The sequence below is a fragment of the Actinomadura rugatobispora genome (assembly GCF_042656285.1).
In the GTDB taxonomy this organism is placed as follows: Bacteria; Actinomycetota; Actinomycetes; order Streptosporangiales; family Streptosporangiaceae; genus Spirillospora; species Spirillospora rugatobispora.
Map to the genome: position 1 here is coordinate 90143 of NZ_JBHSON010000001.1, position 17634 is coordinate 107776.

The 17634-nt window shown below is 73.0% G+C and carries 17 protein-coding genes and 1 tRNA gene; 5 read left to right on the plus strand and 13 right to left on the minus strand.

The window, feature by feature from the left end; genetic code table 11:
- Nucleotides 1–131: 131 nt before the first annotated feature.
- A complete protein-coding gene (locus ACFPZN_RS00335; RefSeq protein ID WP_378278872.1) occupies nt 132–1931 on the plus strand; it encodes an FtsX-like permease family protein in 1800 nt (599 codons plus the stop codon).
- Between the two features lie 12 nt (nt 1932–1943).
- On the opposite strand, the gene ACFPZN_RS00340 is transcribed toward ACFPZN_RS00335, so the two are convergent.
- The 3 genes from ACFPZN_RS00340 to ACFPZN_RS00350 all read right to left on the minus strand — a co-directional run bounded on the left by ACFPZN_RS00340 (nt 1944) and on the right by ACFPZN_RS00350 (nt 3962).
- A complete protein-coding gene (locus ACFPZN_RS00340) occupies nt 1944–2609 on the minus strand; it encodes a response regulator (RefSeq protein WP_378278874.1) in 666 nt (221 codons plus the stop codon).
- A complete protein-coding gene (locus ACFPZN_RS00345) occupies nt 2606–3739 on the minus strand; it encodes a sensor histidine kinase (protein ID WP_378278876.1) in 1134 nt (377 codons plus the stop codon). Before ACFPZN_RS00345 ends, ACFPZN_RS00340 begins: the two co-directional genes overlap by 4 nt.
- Nucleotides 3740–3827: 88 nt before the next feature.
- Nucleotides 3828–3962: a hypothetical protein gene (locus tag ACFPZN_RS00350; protein WP_378279240.1), complete on the minus strand. Its 135-nt coding sequence runs from the start codon at nt 3960–3962 to the stop codon at nt 3828–3830.
- On the opposite strand from ACFPZN_RS00350, the gene ACFPZN_RS00355 reads away from it, so the two are divergent.
- Nucleotides 3904–4494 carry a multicopper oxidase domain-containing protein gene (locus tag ACFPZN_RS00355; protein ID WP_378278878.1) on the plus strand — a complete coding sequence of 197 codons (591 nt, stop codon included), beginning with the start codon at nt 3904–3906 and terminating at the stop codon, nt 4492–4494. The genes ACFPZN_RS00350 and ACFPZN_RS00355 overlap by 59 nt on opposite strands.
- Here the strand turns inward: ACFPZN_RS00355 and ACFPZN_RS00360 are convergent.
- The 7 genes from ACFPZN_RS00360 to ACFPZN_RS00390 form a co-directional block, all read right to left on the minus strand.
- Nucleotides 4476–4549 (minus strand) — tRNA-Ala (locus ACFPZN_RS00360). The genes ACFPZN_RS00355 and ACFPZN_RS00360 overlap by 19 nt on opposite strands.
- A gap of 47 nt (nt 4550–4596) precedes the next feature.
- On the minus strand, nt 4597–5118 hold the full coding sequence (sepX, locus tag ACFPZN_RS00365) for a divisome protein SepX/GlpR (protein WP_378278880.1): 522 nt from the start codon (nt 5116–5118) through the stop codon (nt 4597–4599).
- Between the two features lie 204 nt (nt 5119–5322).
- On the minus strand, nt 5323–5946 hold the full coding sequence (locus tag ACFPZN_RS00370; protein ID WP_378279229.1) for a GNAT family N-acetyltransferase: 624 nt from the start codon (nt 5944–5946) through the stop codon (nt 5323–5325).
- Between the two features lie 89 nt (nt 5947–6035).
- Nucleotides 6036–7778, minus strand: a complete 1743-nt coding sequence (locus ACFPZN_RS00375) for a DEAD/DEAH box helicase (protein ID WP_378279231.1) — start codon at nt 7776–7778, stop codon at nt 6036–6038.
- A 36-nt stretch (nt 7779–7814) separates the two neighbouring features.
- Complete coding sequence (locus ACFPZN_RS00380) at nt 7815–8774, minus strand: zinc metalloprotease (RefSeq protein WP_378278882.1); 960 nt, start codon at nt 8772–8774, stop codon at nt 7815–7817.
- 266 nt (nt 8775–9040) lie between these two features.
- Nucleotides 9041–9289, minus strand: a complete 249-nt coding sequence (locus ACFPZN_RS00385; RefSeq protein ID WP_378278884.1) for a DUF3039 domain-containing protein — start codon at nt 9287–9289, stop codon at nt 9041–9043.
- 134 nt (nt 9290–9423) lie between these two features.
- Nucleotides 9424–9999 carry a YqgE/AlgH family protein gene (locus ACFPZN_RS00390; RefSeq protein ID WP_378278886.1) on the minus strand — a complete coding sequence of 192 codons (576 nt, stop codon included), beginning with the start codon at nt 9997–9999 and terminating at the stop codon, nt 9424–9426.
- A 178-nt stretch (nt 10000–10177) separates the two neighbouring features.
- On the opposite strand from ACFPZN_RS00390, the gene ACFPZN_RS00395 reads away from it, so the two are divergent.
- Nucleotides 10178–10882 (plus strand): hypothetical protein, encoded by a 705-nt coding sequence (locus ACFPZN_RS00395; RefSeq protein WP_378278888.1) that lies wholly within the window; start codon nt 10178–10180, stop codon nt 10880–10882.
- A gap of 54 nt (nt 10883–10936) precedes the next feature.
- On the opposite strand, the gene ACFPZN_RS00400 is transcribed toward ACFPZN_RS00395, so the two are convergent.
- The 3 genes from ACFPZN_RS00400 to ACFPZN_RS00410 form a co-directional block, all read right to left on the minus strand.
- On the minus strand, nt 10937–12340 hold the full coding sequence (locus ACFPZN_RS00400) for an NAD-dependent malic enzyme (protein WP_378278890.1): 1404 nt from the start codon (nt 12338–12340) through the stop codon (nt 10937–10939).
- Between the two features lie 96 nt (nt 12341–12436).
- A complete protein-coding gene (locus ACFPZN_RS00405) occupies nt 12437–13078 on the minus strand; it encodes a cytidylate kinase-like family protein (protein WP_378278891.1) in 642 nt (213 codons plus the stop codon).
- Between the two features lie 127 nt (nt 13079–13205).
- Nucleotides 13206–14138, minus strand: a complete 933-nt coding sequence (locus ACFPZN_RS00410) for a tetratricopeptide repeat protein (RefSeq protein WP_378278892.1) — start codon at nt 14136–14138, stop codon at nt 13206–13208.
- 473 nt (nt 14139–14611) lie between these two features.
- On the opposite strand from ACFPZN_RS00410, the gene ACFPZN_RS00415 reads away from it, so the two are divergent.
- Together ACFPZN_RS00415 and ACFPZN_RS00420 are read left to right on the plus strand one after the other, a co-directional pair.
- Nucleotides 14612–16234, plus strand: a complete 1623-nt coding sequence (locus tag ACFPZN_RS00415; RefSeq protein WP_378278895.1) for an ATP-binding cassette domain-containing protein — start codon at nt 14612–14614, stop codon at nt 16232–16234.
- Nucleotides 16227–17612 (plus strand): hypothetical protein, encoded by a 1386-nt coding sequence (locus ACFPZN_RS00420; protein WP_378278897.1) that lies wholly within the window; start codon nt 16227–16229, stop codon nt 17610–17612. The genes ACFPZN_RS00415 and ACFPZN_RS00420 overlap by 8 nt, the downstream gene beginning before the upstream one ends.
- Nucleotides 17613–17634 lie beyond the last annotated feature (22 nt).

Here is a 17634-nt window from a genome sequence, read left to right on the forward strand (position 1 = left end):
GAGACATTCACTCCTCCGCTCGGCTTGACGTTCTTGATAGCTAACGGCTATCTATGGCTAACCGTCAGCGGCGGCGCGTACCTGACCGGCAGGGCGCGGCACCCGGGAGATCGGACTGGAGGACTGAACGCATGGGCCGCATCCTGCTGGTGTTCCGCCTTGTCGTGGCCGACGTGCGCCGGCATCCCGCCCAGGCCGCGATGCTCCTGGTCGCGATCACCGCCGCCACCACCACGCTGGCCCTCGGTCTGTCCTTGTCCGGGGCGACCGAAACGCTCTACCGGCAGACCCGGGAAGCCACGGCCGGGCCGGACGTGGTCGCGTTCTCCCCCGGCACCGGCCGGACCACGATCAGGGCCCTGAAGTCGTTGGAGCACGCGCCCGGGGTGGTCGCGTACAGCGGACCGTACCGCCAGTACTACACACCGCTGACGGTGCGCGGCTCCACCGGAGCGGCGGTGGTGCAGGTCGCCGATCTGACACCGGGCCCGGTCGACCGTCCGCTGGTGACCTCGGGCAGTTGGGTCCGCCCCGGAGGCGCCGTGGTCGAACGCGGCTTCGCCACCGCACTGGGCGCCGAGGTCGGCGACCGCGTCACGGTCGCCGGCCGCTCGCTGCCGGTCGTCGGCATCGCCGTGACCGCGGCCCGCTCGGTCTACCCTTGGGCGCCGGGGATCGGCCCGGGCGGCGGGCCGGACGACGGCGGCGGTCTGGTCTGGCTGGCCGAACCGGATACCCGGGTACTGGAATCGGCCGATCTCCCGGTGACCTCCTTCATCAACCTGAAGCTGCGGGATCCCGACACGGCCCTGGTGTCGTTGCGTGAGCGTCACCCCTCCGTGGCCGACGCGTTCGCGGACACCTGGGTGAACTTCCGGGCCTGGCAGCAGGTGGCCGAGCAGGACTTCGTCATGCTCCGGGGCAGCCAGCCGATCATGGTCATCGGCGGCTGGCTGCTCGGCTTCCTGTCCATCGGCGGCGTGGCCACACTGGCGGCGGGACGTGCCGCCAAGCAGACCCGCCGGGTCGGGCTGCTCAAGGCCGTCGGCGCCACACCCGGCCTCATCGCCGCCGTCCTGCTCGCCGAGTACCTGACCCTGGCGCTCCTCGCCGACGCACTGGGCCTGACGATCGCACGGCTGGTCGCGCCCGCCATCGTCAATCCCAGCGCGAGCCTGCTCAGCACCGCCACCGGTCCCAGCGGCGGCACCATCGCCGTCACGACCACCGTCGCCTTGGCGGTGGCGGCCCTCAGCACCTTCGGCCCGACGCTGCGGGCACTGCGCACCGGAACCATCTCCGCCCTGGCCGACACCGCCCATGGGCCCAAGCACCGGGCCTGGCTGAACGGTTTGTCGGCGTTGCTGCCGACCCCGCTCCTGCTCGGGGTGCGCCTGATCGCCCGCCGCCCCGGCCGCGCCGTCCTGCACGGGTGCAACATCGCGACCACGCTGATCGTGGTCACCGCACTGCTGATGGTGCACGCCCAGCCTGTGAGGGGCTACCCGGGCTCTCCCATGGCGACCCTCGCGCAGGACGGTCAAGAACGCCACCTGCTTCTGGCCGTCACCGCCGCGGTGATCGTGCTCGCCATCGTGAACACCATCACGATCACCTGGAGCACCGCACTGGAAGCCCGCCCCACCATGGCCATCGCGCGCACCCTCGGCGCCACCCCCGGGCAGATCACGGCCGGACTGTCCATCGCACAACTGCTGCCGACCCTGCCCGGCGCCATCGCAGGCATCCCCCTGGGCATCCTCCTGTGCCTACCCTTCAGCCCCGGAAACGCGACCATCCTGCCCCCCGCGGGGTGGCTGCTCACCGCCGCGCTCGCGTCCGTGCTCACAACGGCGGCACTCACCGCCTTGCCTGCCCGTATCGCAGCCCGCCGATCCGTGGCACGAACCCTCAGCGCCGAAACACGCTGAGCGCGTACTCGCTCAGGAGCCGCCCCCCGGGGTGGCCAGACCGGATTCGTAGGCGAAGACGACCAGTTGGGCGCGGTCGCGGGCGCCGAGCTTGGTGATCGACCGGCTGACGTGCGTCTTCACGGTGGCGTGGCTGATGACCAGGTGCGCGGCGATCTCCTCGTTGGACATCCCGGTGGCGACGAGCGCCACGATCTCGCGCTCGCGCGCGGTCAGCCGCTCCAGTTCCGCGCCGCCGGCCGGGCGCGGGACGGTGGCGACGTACTCCTCGATCAGCCGCCGCGTGATCGACGGCGACAGCAGCGCGTCGCCGCGGGTGGCGACCCGTACCGACTGCAGCAGGTCGGCGGGCTCGATGTCCTTGAGCAGGAAGCCGCAGGCCCCCGCGCGCAGGGCCGCGAAGACGTACTCGTCGATGGCGTGGTTGGTCAGGATCACGACCCGGACGCCCGCGAGGTCGGGCGCGGCCCCGATCCGGCGGGTGGCCTGGATGCCGTCCAGCAGCGGCATCCGCACGTCCAGCAGGGTCACGTCGGGCAGCAGGGCCCGGCACAGCTCCACGGCCTCGACACCGTTGGCCGCCTCGCCGACGACCTCGATGTCCTCGGCCATCTCCAGCAGCGCGCGGAAGCCCGCGCGGATCAGCGGCTGGTCGTCGGCCAGCAGCACCCGGATCACGCGGGGGCCGTCACGGGCAGCTCGGCCCGGACGGCGAAGCCGCCGCCGGCGCGGGGCCCGGCGACCAGCGTGCCGCCGACGGCGACCGCCCGCTCGCGCATCCCGATCAGCCCCATCCCGTGCCCCGCGGGCGGATCGGCGCGGGAGTCCCCGTCGTCCTCCACCCGTACCACCACCGAGTGCCGACGGTACTCGGTGATCAGCGTGATCGACGCGGCGCCGGCGTGGCGCAGCGTGTTGGTGAACGCCTCCTGCACGATGCGGTACGCGGCGCGGTCGACCTCGACCGGCAGATCGCGGCGCTCGCCGACGACGCTCGCGGCCACGGGCAGGCCGGCGGCCTCGACCCTGTCGACGAGACGGGACAGGCAGGCCAGCCCGATATCGGGGCCGGCCGTGTCGGTGCGCAGCACCCGGAGCGTGGACCGGAGCTCGTTCATCGCCTCCGCCCCCGACTCCCTCACCGCCGCCATGGCCTGCCGTGCCCGCGTGGGGTCCCGGTCAAGGTACTGCTGGGCGACGGCCGTCTGAACGTTCATGATCGAGATGGTGTGCGTGAGGGTGTCGTGCAGTTCCTGGGCGATCCACAGCCGTTCCTCGCCGACCCGCCGCAGCGCGGCCTCCTCCTTGGTGCGCTCGGCCTCGACCGCGCGGTTCTCCACCTCGCGCAGGTAGGCACGGCGGCCGCGCACCACTTCCCCGGCCACGACCATCGCGACCAGCCAGCCGCTGAGCAGGGTGAAGCCGTCGCCCGGCCGGGGATTGACGTCCGACAGCGCGACCAGCGTGTACGCGATCACGCAGAATCCGGCGGCCAGCGCGATCGCCGGCCGCCGCCGCCCCTGCGCCGCCGCGGTGTAGATGGCCGCCAGCGCGGGCGCCGCGGCGAAGACGCCCGGATAGCGGCCCGCGTAGTAGACGATGGCCGCCGCCAGCGTGACCGCGCCGACGCTCACGGGAGCGGCCCGGCGGAACACCAGGGCCAGTGACGCCACAGTGATCAGGCACAGGCCCAGGGCGTCGAGGTCCCGCTCCCAGGGGCCCGAGGAGGAGAGGCCGGCGTAGGTTCCCGAGACGATCCCCGCCAGCGCGCCGCCCGCGACCAGGACGTCGCCTTTACTGATCCGCACGCCCTCACCGTAGATCGGCCGCGGGCCCGGATCCTCCTGCGCGCGGCGCAGTTCCGCCGTACATCCCGTGGCGTGCCGCCGGGGCCGCCTACATCCGCCGGGGTACGGAAGACGCCATCCCCGTCACGACGCCCGCGACGTGCGGCTCCAGCACGATGGCGCGCATGATCTTCTGGTCGCTGCGGCTGACCGCCACCGCGCACCTGGCCGGCTGGCCTGGCATCGCAACAACGCCGGGATCACCCACACCCTCCTCTAGCTGGCCGCCGCGGTCCTGCTGTGGCGACCGGGGCGAGCGCCGCGCTCGTCGCCGCGGAAACGGTCCAGGTCGCCGTGGGGCAGTCCCGGGCGTCCTGGCCGGCCGCGTCCTGTCGGCCCCCGAGTCCACGACCGAACTCCTCACCAGCAGGCTGCCCCTGCCCGAGCCGTTCACGCTGCCGCTTCCCGTGCCGCCGGTCGCGCGCCCCACGCGTCCCGGCCTGTACGAGGTGGTTCAGCGAGCGGCGAAAGCAGAGATCATCCCCGGGACGACGACCGAGATCTGGGGGTACGACGGGCGCTTCCCGGGACCCACGTTCAGCGCCCGGAGGGCGGAAGGCCTCACCCTGCGCGTGCGCAACGAACTACCAGCCCCAGCCCCGCACACGGGGGGTTCGGGGGGTCGCCCCCCGATAAAAACGACGAAGGACCAGCGGGAAGCGGCAAAGCCGCGACCACACTGGTCCCAGGTCCGAAGTGGAGCTGAGGGGATTTGAACCCCTGACCCCCTCGATGCGAACGAGGTGCGCTACCGGACTGCGCCACAGCCCCAAGGACTCCGTTAGGTTAGCAAACTCCAGGGGGTGCTCGCGCACGGGTTATTCGCCGACGGCTCGGCGGTCGTCGGCGTACTGGTCGAAGACCTCGTCCTGGGCGGGGGCGGCGAGCTCGATGACCTCCGCCTCCTGCTGCGCGGCGGCGGCGCGGCGGGCCTCCTGGGCGGCGGCACGGGCGCGGGCGGCCTGTTCGCGGCGGTGGGCGGCGTCCATGCCCACGGCGACGCGCAGGAGGGCCATGTGGCCCGCCAGGAGCAGCACCGGGGGCAGCGTGACCCACCAGGGGGCGTAGCCGGCGGCGCCGACGCCGATGGAGGTGGCGAGCAGGAGCGTCAGGCCCGACGTGCGGCGGCGGCGCCGGGCGATGACGGCGGCGCGGCCGGAGCGGCGGCGGGCGGGGGTGGCGGGTTCGTCCTGCTCGTCGGCGGGCTCCTCCTCTTCTTCCGCGCGCTTGTGGAGGAGGCGGGAGATGCCGGTGGACTCGCCGTCGCGGCGCAACCACATGGGCACCAGGACGACGGCCCATACCGCGACGATGGCCAGGTAAAGGACGGCACTGCTCACCGGCCCACCGCCGGGGCCAAGGGCGGGCCGACTTTCGGCGCGCGCACGTGCAATGGGAGCAGGGTCACGCCCCGCACGGTACGAGCCGGTGTCAGAGCTTGACGAGCATAAGGGGCGGTGTGTCGCGAGATCGATCCCAGCGTTACTCTCTGTTTGCCCGCTCTTCTCGTCCGCAGGATTCTTACGAGGGAAAAGCCGGGGGCGTCAGGAAGAGGATCGGGGAAATGCCTGGCGGCGGGATGCCAGCCAGCGGGAACGCAGGCCACCTGGGACGTCCTCCACGGTGAGGGCATAGCAGATGTGGTCGCGCCAGGCACCGTCGATGTGCAGATGGCGGCGCCGAATTCCTTCTTCCCGGAATCCGAGTTTTTCCACCACGCGGCGGCTCGCGGTGTTCTCCGGACGAATATTGGCCTCCACGCGGTGCAGCCCGACGGTGAAGAAACAGTGGTCCACCGCCATCGCCACGGCGGTGGGGATGACGCCGCGCCCGGCGACCTGCCGGTCGACCCAGTAACCGATCTGCGCGGAACGGGCCGACCCCCACACGATGGCGCCGATCGTCAACTGGCCGACGAAGTCGCCCTCGTGCGTCACCACCCAGGGCAGCGCCAGCCCCTGCCGCGCCTCGTGCCGCATCGTGTAGACCATGCTGAGGTACGGGCCGAGGCCGCTGCGGAAAAGGGGCGTCTCGGGATTGGTGGGCTCCCACGGGCGCAGCCAGTCGGCGTTGCGGACCCGCAGATCGCGCCAGGTCGCAGCGTCGCGGTGCCGCAGCGGGCGCAGACCCACCGGGCCTTCGGTCAAGGTGACCGGCCAACCCCGCATCCGTTCCACGGCTCCAATGATTCCCTGATCCTGCGTGCGAACGCCATCAATTGTCGCCGACAATCGCACGGACGGGCAGGTCGGGGTGGTCAGGAACCGCGCCGGGCCGCCCATTCCCTGATCTTGGCGATGCGCTTGCGGATGTCCTCGGCGGACGCCTGCGCGATCGCGGGCCCCCCGCAGCTGCGGCGGAGCTCGCTGTGGATCACGCCGTGCGGCTGGCCGGTGCGGTGGTTCCACGCCCCGACCAGGCCGTTCAGCTCCTTGCGGAGGGTGTGCAGGCTCTCGGCGGCGGTACGGTCGTCGCGCGGGTCGCCGGTCTTGCGCGCGCGCTCGTTCTTGACCTGCTCCGCCTGGCGCTTGCGGAGGAGGGCGGACACCTGCTCGGGCTCCAGCAGCCCGGGGATGCCGAGGTACTCCTCCTCCTCTGCGGAGCCCGGCTCGGCCTGCATGCCGAACTCGCCGCCGTCGTACAGGACCCGGTCGAAGGTGGCGGACGCCTCGACGGTCTCGAACGGCAGCTCCTCGCCCACGTCGGGGGTGTCGCGCTGCCGGTTGGCCTCGGCCAGCAGGTCGTCGTCGAGGCCGTCCTCGCGGACGGGCCGGTCGAGGACGTGGTCGCGCTCGGTCTCCATCTCGGCGGCGTGGCCCATCAGCGTCGGCACCGACGGCAGGAACACCGAGGCGGTCTCGCCGCGCCGGCGGGCCCGGACGAAACGTCCGATGGCCTGGGCGAAGAACAGCGGGGTGCTGGTGGAGGTGGCGTACACGCCCACGCACAGCCGCGGGATGTCGACGCCCTCGGACACCATCCGGACCGCGACCATCCAGCGGTCGTCGGACTCCCCGAACTGCTTGATCTTCTTGGACGCGGCGGGGTCGTCCGACAGCACCACGGTGGCGCCCTGGCCGGAGACGGCGCGCAGCATCTTGGCGTACGCGCGGGCCGTCTCGTGGTCGGTGGCGATCACCAGCCCGCCGGCGTCGGGGATGGCGCGGCGCAGCTCGGTCAGCCGGCGGTCGCCGGCGGCCAGCACCTGCTTGATCCAGTTGCCCTTGGGGTCGAGCGCGGCCCGCCACGCCTGGGAGGTCTGGTCCTGGGTGAGCGGCTCGCCGAGGGTCGCGGTGATCTCGTCGCCGGCCCGGGTGCGCCAGCGCATCTCGCCCGCGTACGCCAGGAAGATCACCGGCCGGACGACGCCGTCGGACAGCGCCGGGCCGTACCCGTAGGTGTAGTCGGCGCGGCTGCGGCGGATGCCGTCGGAGCCCTCGTCGTACTGGACGAACGGGATCGGGTTGATGTCGGTGCGGAACGGCGTGCCCGACAGCGACAGGCGGCGGGTGGCGGGCTCGAACGCCTCCCGCACCGCGTCGCCCCACGACAGCCCGTCGCCCGCGTGGTGCACCTCGTCGAAGACGACCAGGGTCTTGCGGGCCTCGGTGCGGTTGCGGTGCAGGGCGGGACGGGCGGCGACCGTGGCGTAGGTGACCGCGATGCCGTGGAAGTCGGCCCCGACCTTGCCCTGGGCGTTCTGGAACTCGGGGTCGATCCTGATCCCGACGCGGGACGCCGATTCCGCCCACTGCCGTTTGAGGTGCTCGGTGGGGCAGATCACAGTGATCGCGGCGACGATCCGGCGGTCGAGCAGCTCCTTGGCGAGACGCAGCGCGAACGTCGTCTTGCCGGCGCCGGGCGTCGCGACCGTGAGGAAGTCGCGCGGGCCGGGCTGCGTGCCGTCGCTGCCGAAGTACGCCTCCAGCGCCTGCTGCTGCCAGGCGCGCAGGGACGACGCGGTTCCCCAGGCGGCCCTCTCGGGGAACGCGGGGGGCATGTCCGATGCGGCGAAAGTGCTCACGGTCATCGAAGGCTACCGAGCCCCACCGACAGATCGTGCCCCGCCGCCCCCATCCGGCCCGTTCGCCGTCCGCCGCCCCGGTGCTCGGTAGGCGGCCCACGAGGCACGAATCCGCAGGCCCTGGCCCTGGGTGAACTCGCGCATGCACTCGTCCCAGGCGTAGTTCATGAAGTTCCGCACAGGGTCGCGCCCCCGCTGCCTGCACGTGTTGCGGCGCCGCGGGCAGCCGTCGGCCGGACGCGCCTCGTACGGCGTGTCGCCGACCCCGTCGCCGGGCGGCGTGCAGCCGTTCTCGAAGGTGTGGAACAGCCCGAGCCAGTGCCCGATCTCGTGCGCCGCGGTGAACCCCCGGTCGAAGTGCCGGAACGACCCGCCCGGCAGCGTGCGGTAGTCGATCACGACCCCGTCGCCCACCGGGTCGTCCCGGTACCACTGCGGGAACGCGGAGAACCCGAGCAGGTCGGAACCGACCGCCGCCGTGTACAGGTTGAGCGTCGCGGGCCCTCCCTTGCGCAGCGCCGCCTTCATGGTCCGCTCGTACCGTTCGGGCGCCCTGAACCAGGCCCGCCTCGATCGCGTGTCGAGACCGGCCAGCCTGAAGGTGACCCCCGTGTCGGCCCCTCCCTTCCCGCCGCCGTACGCGCGGTTGAGCGTGCGGATCTGCTTGCGCACCCTCGCCCGCGACACCCGTCCCGTGGCCCCGTCCGTGATGGCATGGAACCAGACGGCTACGACAACGCGGCGCGGCCGCCGCTCCCCCGGGCCGGCGGACGCCCGGTCGACCGCCGTCTGTTCGTCGGCGGTCCCGTACCGGCCGGTCAGCGTCCTGCGGAGGTCGTCCAGCATCGCCACGACCTGCTCCCGGCCCAGCCCGTGCGCGTCGCGTCCGCCCCTGCTCCTGGCCGCCGTCCCGTGGACGCACGACGGTTCCGCGGCGGCGGTGCTCCGCGCCCGCACGGGGACATCACGCACCGAACCCGGAATACAGCAAAGAGTGACCGACAATGCGCAGACTGAGACCGCAAGGGTCCGGCCCATGAGACTCCCCCGAGTGCAGAACGTCGCGAACCTGCCGTCGATCGTCCCGGACGACCCGCGGGATCCGGCGTCAGCGCGCCCGCGTCGGCGTGCCGTCGAACGTCGGACAAGAAACACGAAGGCGGCCCCGCCAACGGGACCGCCGGAGCGTCAGGACGGCGGCGGGGCCGCGCGCGGCGGCGCGGCCCCCGCCCAGGTCGTCACTCCTTGTCGCCGCCGCCGGACTGCATCGACTCGTAGATCTCCTTGCACTCCGGGCATACCGGGTACTTCTTGGGGTCGCGGTTGGGCACCCACACCTTGCCGCACAGCGCGATCACGGGCGTGCCGGTCACGGCGCTCTCAGTGATCTTGGCCTTCTTGACGTAGTGGGCGAACCGCTCGTGGTCGCCGTCGCCGTGCGAGAGATCCGGCCGGGTATCGCTCTCGGGAAGGATCTTGGTGCTCATCTGCTCTCCTCACCCCGGCGGCTCCACGGCCGTGTTCGCCTGGTAGCCGTCCTCATCGACATGCTGATCAAGACCGCCGTCGCCGGCGGCGCGCTTCACACCTTAGTTCAGCCTCGGAACGGCTTCGCCCGCCACTAGTTCAGGGTCGGGTCATCGGGGAAGGTGGAGACGAACGCCAGGTCGCCGCCCTGCCGGCGCAGGACCTCCTGCCAGAGCCGGTCCGGGTCGCCCGCGAAGACGTCCCCGGCCTCGGCGGGCACCAGGTACCAGGCGCCCTCCTCGATCTCGGAGTGCAGCTGGCCCGCCGACCAGCCCGCGTACCCGGCGAACACCCGCAGTTGCAGCAGCTCGGGGGCCAGCAGCGCGGGCGGGGCGTCCAGGTCGACCAGGCCGACGCGGGCCACCTCGGAACCGCCGTCCAGCGCCCGCCAGCCCAGCGGCTCGTCCTCGCCCGGCAGCCTGGCCAGCGCGAGCGCGTTGTCGAGGGCCACCGGCCCGCCCTGGAAGACGACGGACGGCCCGGTCACCAGCTCCGCCCACGGGGGCAGTACACGATCGACGGGAACTTCGGTCGGCCGGTTGAGGACAACCCCCAGCGTTCCGCCCTCGGCATCGTGCTCGACCAGCAGGACCACGCTGCGCTTGAAGTTGGGATCCTCCAGTTGAGGGGTCGCGACCAGCAGAAGCCCCACCCTGATGCCGTCTTCCATGGATTCCATGATGCGTTGCCGAAGGCTTCGGCGGCACGTCCCCCCACTCGTTAGCCTGTTGTGCGTTCCCATTCTTCGGGGTACAGAGCACAATACGGGCCTGGGTCAATAATGATCTAGGAACAGCGACCGCGCGCGGGTGCGGACACCGGCGGGCGGCCAGCCGGGAGGAACCGCGATGCAGTTGCCCAGGGTCGTCATCGCAGCCGTGTTCTTCGTCATCGGGGCACTGATCGCCGTCCCCGCCCTGGCGAGCACGCTGTCATCGGACGGCGAAGGCACCCCTCAATCCGCCACCACATCGCCGAGCCCGTCGGACAGCCCCACCCGGACCAGCGGGAGCCCGTCGCCGACCCGCACCACCACGTCCCCGACCCGTTCGCCCTCGCCGACCCCGACCCGCACCCGCACCACCTCGCCACCGCCGCCGCCCGCGCAGGCGCCGCTGCGCGTGACGATCGGCTCGGTCCGCTGCTCGGACCGTTCCGCGGAGGTCACCGTCCGCAACACCGGAACGCGGACCGAGGACTACGCGATCGAGAAGAACGACAACACCGAGGCCCGCCCGGGCCGGATCGCGCCCGGCGCGACCCGTACCAGCTCGATCGCGCTGCGCGAGGACCGCCGCACCCGCGTCCAGGTCACCTGGCGGAACGAGCCCGTGCAGTCCAGGACCCTCACCGCCAACTGCCGCGGCGCGACGCCCGCCCCCAACGACTCCCCCGACGACGAGCTGCCCCGCACCGGATCCGACAGCGCCGTCCTGTGGGCCCGCGCCGTCACCGGCGGCGCCGCCATGATCACCGGCGTCATCATCTTCTGGTACGGCGGCATCTGGCCCCGCCGCCGCGAGCACATGTTCGCGGGCAAGAAGGCCGACTGACCCCCGCCCGCCCCCACCCCACCGTCGTGCCGGGGTGGGGGTCGTCCCGCGAGGTCACACTTCGGTGCGGGGGCGGCCGCCGGCGGCCTCCCGGACGGCGCCCGCCACGCGCGGCGCGACGTCCGGGTGGAAGACGCTGGGGACGATGTAGTTGGGGCCCAGCTCGTCGTCCGTCACGACCTCGGCGAGGGCGGTGGCGGCGGCCAGCAGCATGTTCTGGGTGACGCCGTCGGCCTGGGCGTCCAGGAGGCCGCGGAAGACGCCGGGGAAGGCCAGCACGTTGTTGATCTGGTTGGGGTAGTCGCTGCGGCCGGTGGCGACGACGGCGGCGTGCTCGCGGGCCTCGTCCGGGGAGACCTCGGGTTCGGGGTTGGCCAGCGCGAACACGATCGCGTCGTCGTTCATGGCGGCGATGTCGTCGCCGGTGAGGATGCCGGGGGCGGAGACGCCGACGAACACGTCGGCGTCCTTGACGGCGCCGCGCAGGTCTCCGGCGTACCCCGCGGAGTTGGTGTTCTCGGCGATCCAGCGGAGCGAGTCGTCGAGGTCGTCGCGGCCCTTGTGGACCGCTCCCTTGTAGTCGCAGACGACGACGTCGCGGGCGCCGGCGTGCATCAGCAGCCGCAGGATGGCGCTGCCGGCCGCGCCCGCGCCGGCCATCGTGATGCGCACGGCGCCGATGTCCTTGCCGACGACGCGCAGCGCGTTGGTCAGCGCGGCCAGCACGCAGATCGCGGTGCCGTGCTGGTCGTCGTGGAAGACCGGGATGTCGAGCAGGTCGCGCAGCCGGGCCTCGACCTCGAAGCAGCGCGGCGCGGAGATGTCCTCGAGGTTGATGCCGCCGAACGCGGGGGCCAGGATCTGGACGGTGCGGACGATCTCGTCGGTGTCCTGGGTGTCCAGGCAGATCGGCCAGGCGTCGATGCCGGCGAACCGTTTGAACAGCGCGGCCTTGCCCTCCATGACCGGCAGCGCGGCCTCCGGGCCGATGTTGCCCAGGCCCAGCACGGCCGACCCGTCGGTGACGACCGCGACGCTGTTGCGCTTGACGGTGAGGCGGCGGACGTCCTCGGGGTTGCGGGCGATGGCGAGGGAGACCCGGGCGACGCCGGGGGTGTAGGCCATCGACAGCTCGTCACGGGTGCGCAGCGGCACCTTCGACTGCATCTCGATCTTGCCGCCGAGGTGCATCAGGAAGGTCCGGTCGCTGACCTTGTGGATCCGGATCGCGTCGATCTTCTCGAGGGCGGCGGCGATGGCCTCGGCGTGCTGGGTGTCGCGGGTGGCGATGGTGACGTCGATGCGCAGCGTCTCGTGCCCGGCGGTGTTGACGTCGAGCGCGGTGACGATGCCTCCGGCGTTCTCGACGACGTGGGTGATCTGGCTGACGGCCTTGCCGCCGGCGGGGACCTCCAGCCGGACGGTGATGGAGTACGACACGCTGGGCACGCTGGCCACGACTTGCTCCCTCTGCTACCGGGTACGTCCTTGTCCCGCCTGCGTCGTCCCGCGTGGGACGGGCGGCCGGGGGCCTGCGCCCGGCTCCTCCCCGGCTCAGACCGCCCGGGCCGCGGCGGCGATCAGGTCGACGGCGGCGGCCTCGGGGAGCCTCGTGGTGTCGATCACGAGGTGGTAGAGCCTTGGATCGGCGGGATCGGCCCCGTAAAAGTGCTTCACGTAGGCCGCTCGGGCGCGGTCATTGTCATCGAGCATACGCTCAACCTCCCGCTGGGGCGTCCCGCTCGCCGCGACGGCCGCGGCGGCCGCGGCGAGGCGGCGGTCGCGGGGGCCGTCCAGGCGTACGTGCAGGACTCCGGGACGCTCGGCGAGCAGCACGGCGCCGGCCCGGCCGAGGATCACGCCGCCGTCGCCGTCGGCGCAGCGGCCGATGATCCGTTCGGTGCGGGTGACGAACTCCTCCTCCGGGACGATCGCGCGCTCGGGGAGGTAGACGTCGATGCCGCCGAGGGTGACGTTCGGCAGCCGGGCGGCGCCGGCGAGGATCCGGCCGAGCCCGCTGGCGGCCCGGCCGTCGTGCGCGAGGGCCTCGTCCAGGGTGCAGCCGATCTCGGCGGCGACGGCGGCGGGGATGGCGCGGTCGACGAAGGGCAGCCCGAGGCGGGCGGCGACGGCGGGCCCGACGGTGCTTCCGCCCGCGCCGAACGTGGCCGAGATCGTCACCACGCGCGCACTCACACCGCCATCATGCCTCGTCTCCAGGGCGCGCAGGGGCGTTACCCGCGCGTATCAACGGGACGCGCAGCGGATCCGGCGGCCGGCGGAGCCGTCCGGGCGCCCGCACGCGGCGGGCGCCGGGCCGGACTCAGAACAGCGCGGACTGCAGGGCGCGGCGCGCCTTGCCGACCCTCGGGTCCTCGGCCGGCAGGACCTCGAACAGCGAGAGCAGGTGCTTGCGGGCCGCGTCGCGGTCGTCGCCGGCGGTGCGCCGCACGGTCGCCACGAGCCGGTCGAAGGCCTCCTCGATCCGGCCGGAGACCAGTTCGAGGTCGGCCGCCTGGATCTGCGCCTGCGCGTCGCCGGGCTGCTCCTCGGCCTTCCGCAGGACGGCCTGGGCGTCCAGCGAACCAACGCGCCCGCTCAGCTCCACCAGTGCCAGACCCCGCCGGGCCTCGGTGTCCTGCGGCGTCTTGGCGAGGATCTTCTCGAACGCGGCCTTGGCGGCGTCGAGGTCGCCGCTCTGCAGGGCCTGCTCGGCCTCGGCGTACACCGGGTCGACCACGGGCTGCGCGCCCTGCGCCTCCTCGGCGTCGGGCCCGCCGTCCTCCGGGAGGATGCCCTCCTTGCGCAGCGCCTCGAAGAGCTGGTCGATGGCCTGCCGGACCTGCGGCTCGGGGGCGGCGCCGTTCAGGAACGGCAGCAGCTGGCCGCCGACGACCGCCGCGACGAACGGGATCCCGCGGACGCCCATCTGCTGCATGTACTGGGCGAGCGCCGGGTTGGCGTCGATGTCGACCTTGGCGAGGATCCACTTGCCCGCGGCCTCGCCGGCGAGCTTCTCCAGGATCGGGCCGAGTTGCTTGCACGGCCCGCACCATTCGGCCCAGAAGTCGACCAGTACGGGAACGGTCCGCGACCGCTCCACCACCTCGGTGTTGAAGGTCTGGTCGGTGACGTCCACGACGTAAGCGCCGCCGCCGTCGCCGCCCGCGCCCGCACCCGCGCCGCCGTCGGCCTGGCGGTCCTGCCGCTTCTTGGCGGCCGCCTGTCGGGCCCCAAGATCAATGGCCCCGTGCAACGAAAAGTCCCGAGAAGGCATGGGTCCATCCTGCCCCATGAACGCCCTCGTCCGTACGGCAGTCCGCTCCCAGCGGAGCGCGCCGCCGGACGAGGCGCTCCGCGAGGCCGGTCCGGGCGCCCGCCGCGGCGGGCCGGACGATCAAGGAACGGCTTTCCGGCCTGTCCGGACACAAGCGGCCAATTCATGGAAATTCTAGCCTTCGCTGTGCGGGCAAAGAATCACGGCCCTTCGCCGCGAGAGCAGAAAGAAGGCTGACAGCAATCGCCAAGCCTGGTTATAGTCACGATGTCGATGCATGGTGCGACGGCAAAAGAGGCCCGCCGCCGCGATCTTCTAAAGATCACGGCCAGAGCGGAGACGCGCCGCTGCGGAATAGGCCGCCGGTGTTCCTCCGGGTCGCCCGCAAGCGCATGACGAAACAACGGGGGGTAAGAGTGATCGCGGAGCATTCCGCGATCGTTGCCCGAGGGATGGGTGTCCGCCGCGGGGGGCGGTGGCTCCTGCGCCCGGTGGCCTTCGGCGTCGCCGAGGGCGTGATCGGCCTGGCCGGTCCACCTGGTGTCGGTAAATCCACTCTCTTGGCTACGTTCGCGACATTGCGCCGGCCACATGCCGGCGTACTGAAGATTCTCGGCCATGACATCGGCAAGGGCTCCGATTTGCGCGCCGTACGAGCGCGGATCGGATTCCTGCCGGGCCGATTCCACTGGGCCAAGAACATGACCGCCGAGGAACTGGTGGACTATGCGGCCTATTACAAGAAGGTGCGGGCGCCCGCGGCCCGCGACATCATGAAAAGGCTCGACGTCGCCGAGGCCGGGCGGACGGAGCTGGCGCTGCTCCCGCCGGAGGTGCGGCTGCGCGCCGGGCTGGCGGCGGCCTGCGTCCACGAGCCCGAACTGGTCGTGCTCGACGATCCGCTGGAGGAGCTGTACGCCGGCCGCGGCGTCGCCGACCAGACCGCGATCGCCGAGCTGATCCCGGTCATCCGCGGGCTCGCCCCCACCGTGGTGGTCTCGGCGGCGCGGCCCGAGCATCTGGCCGGCTGGTGCCGCGAGGTCCTCACCCTCGCCCGGGGCCGGCTGACCGAGCACCCGGCCGAACGCCCGGCCGCCGCGTGCGCGGCCGTCCAGCCCGCTTTCCGCTTCGCGGGAGCCGGGGGCCGGGAGACCGCCGGACCGGAGGGCCATGAAGAGCCTCCCTCCCCGCTGCGGCGGAACGGTTCGCCCGGACGCGCGCCCCGCACGCCCGGTCCCGACCCGTACCGCCCGCCCCCCGGCTCGTCCCGCCGGAGGCCCCCGGGCGCCCGGAGGCCGTTCCGGGGCCCCAGCGACCCGCCCGGCATGCCCCCGGACCCGTCCGTCCCCAGCCCCACACCCCACCTGCCCGTCATCGCGGCCGGCACATGGCTCCCCTGCGAACCCGCCCCGCCGACCGCCACCACCCCACTCCACCGTCCCCCCGCACTCAACGGAGCTGCCGCACCAAGCCACACCGCCACGCTCCCCGGAGCCACCGCACCCAACGAACCCGCTCCACTCCACGGAATGACCGCAGCCCACAGGGCCAGCGCACTGGACGAGGCGGCCGCACCCGATGGGCCCACCGCATTCAGCGGGGCCGTCCCGCTGAACGAGGCGGCCCCGCTGAACCGCGCCGCATTCCACGGCACGACCGCACCCAGCGAGCCCGGACTCAGTGACGTGTCCGCTCCCAACGAACCCGCCGCACTCCACGGAGTGAACGCAGCCCATGGGGCCAGCACAGTGGACGAGGCAGTCGCACACGGGACCGCCGTACTGAACCGCGCCGCCGCACTCCACGGCGCGGCCGCACCCAGCGGGGTCGGACTCAGTGACGCGGCCGCACCCGGCGGGGCCGGCGCGCTGAACGAGGCGATCGCGCCCGACGGGGACGGCGCTGCCGGGCCGAGCCGTGAGGCTGGTGCGTTTGGTGGGGTGGCCGTGGTGAACGGGGCCGCTCTGGCGGGTTGGGTGGTGCCGGACGCGGAGGGTGTGGTTCCTGGACGGGCGTGCCGGTCTTCGCGGGAGCGTGTGGGGCGGCAGCCCGCCGGGAGCGGCGCCGGTGTCTGAACTGGGGCGGGTGCTCCGGCTCGACGCCCGGCGGGCGGCACTGCTCATCGCGGTGCCGCTGCTGACGGGCATCGGGATCGTCACCGTCTGGCTGTCCCTGGTCCCGGGTGTCGCGTACTGGGACAACTCCGTCGTCGCCCTCATCAACGCCGTACGGCTGCTCGGTCCCGTCGCCGCGGGGCTGGCGGCCTGGGCCGCGGTGCGCGAGCGCGGCCTGAACTACCTCCGCGACCTCTCCCCTCGTTCCCCCGCGACGGGCGCCCTGGTCGACCTGCTGCTCTTGGCGGCGGCCGCGGTGCTCGCGTACGCGACGATCACGGCCGTCTTGATCGTCGAGACGATGCTGCGGCAGGAGGCGGGCCACCCCGATCCGCTGGGCGTCCTGGCGGGCGCGTCCGGGCTCGTCCTGCACGTGGTCGCCGGATATCTGGCGGCACGGGTGGCGCCGCGTCCGGCGACCGCCGCGGCCGTCATGGCGGTGACCTGGTCGTGGGCGGCGGCGCGCACGCCGGGCGCGTCGTGGTGGAGCCTGCTGCCCCCGGCGGCGCTCGATCACGTGGAGCCGTTCACCGGGCTGCGGTCGCGGGTGCTGGCCGACCAGACCGTGTGGGCGCTGGCGGTGACGGCCACGCTCGTCCTGGCGTACGTGGGGTGGGTGACGCGGCGGGCCGCGGTGGCCGTGCCGCTGGTGGCCGCGCTGGCCCTGGCGGGGTTCGCCACCGCGCGGCTGCAGTCGTCGGACGGCAGCGCGGTCGGGGCGGCGCCGGTGGGGCTGGCATGCCGCGAGTGGCCGCTGCGGGTCTGCGTCCATCCGGCGCTGCGGTCGGCGCTGCCCGCGCTGACCGCGGCGGCGACGCCGCTGGCGACCCGGCTGAGCGGCACCCCGGGAGAGTTCACGCAGGTGGTGCAGCGTCCCCGGACGGAGCCGGTCGCGGTGGTACGGGGCACGGCGACCGTTCACCTCGACAGCGAGCTGTCGCCGGGGTACGAGACGCGGGTCGTGCGGCAGATCAAGAACGCGCTGGCCGACCCGGAGGCGTGCCAGGCGTCCAGGGCGCCGGGCGGCGGCGAGGACCCGGCGGCGGCGCGGGCGGCCGGCGGGACGCCGCCGGCGCGGAGCGCGGAGTACGGGGCGCTCGTCGACGCGTGGCTGCTCGGGGCGCAGGCGCCGCCGATCTCCGACCAGCGGACGGCGTACAGGTTCGGAGGGTGGAGCGAGGAGCAGAAGCGGGAGTGGCTCCGCACGAACTATCCGCGCTACCGGAGCTGCGCCCTGGCCGCGGGCGATTTCCGCCTGGTGGTCACGCCGCCTCCGGCGCAGGCGCCACGGCCTTCGCCCCGGCCGCTGGGGCCGGGGCTGGCCCACGATCCCGCGTGAACCGCGGAGTAGTCCCCTGCAT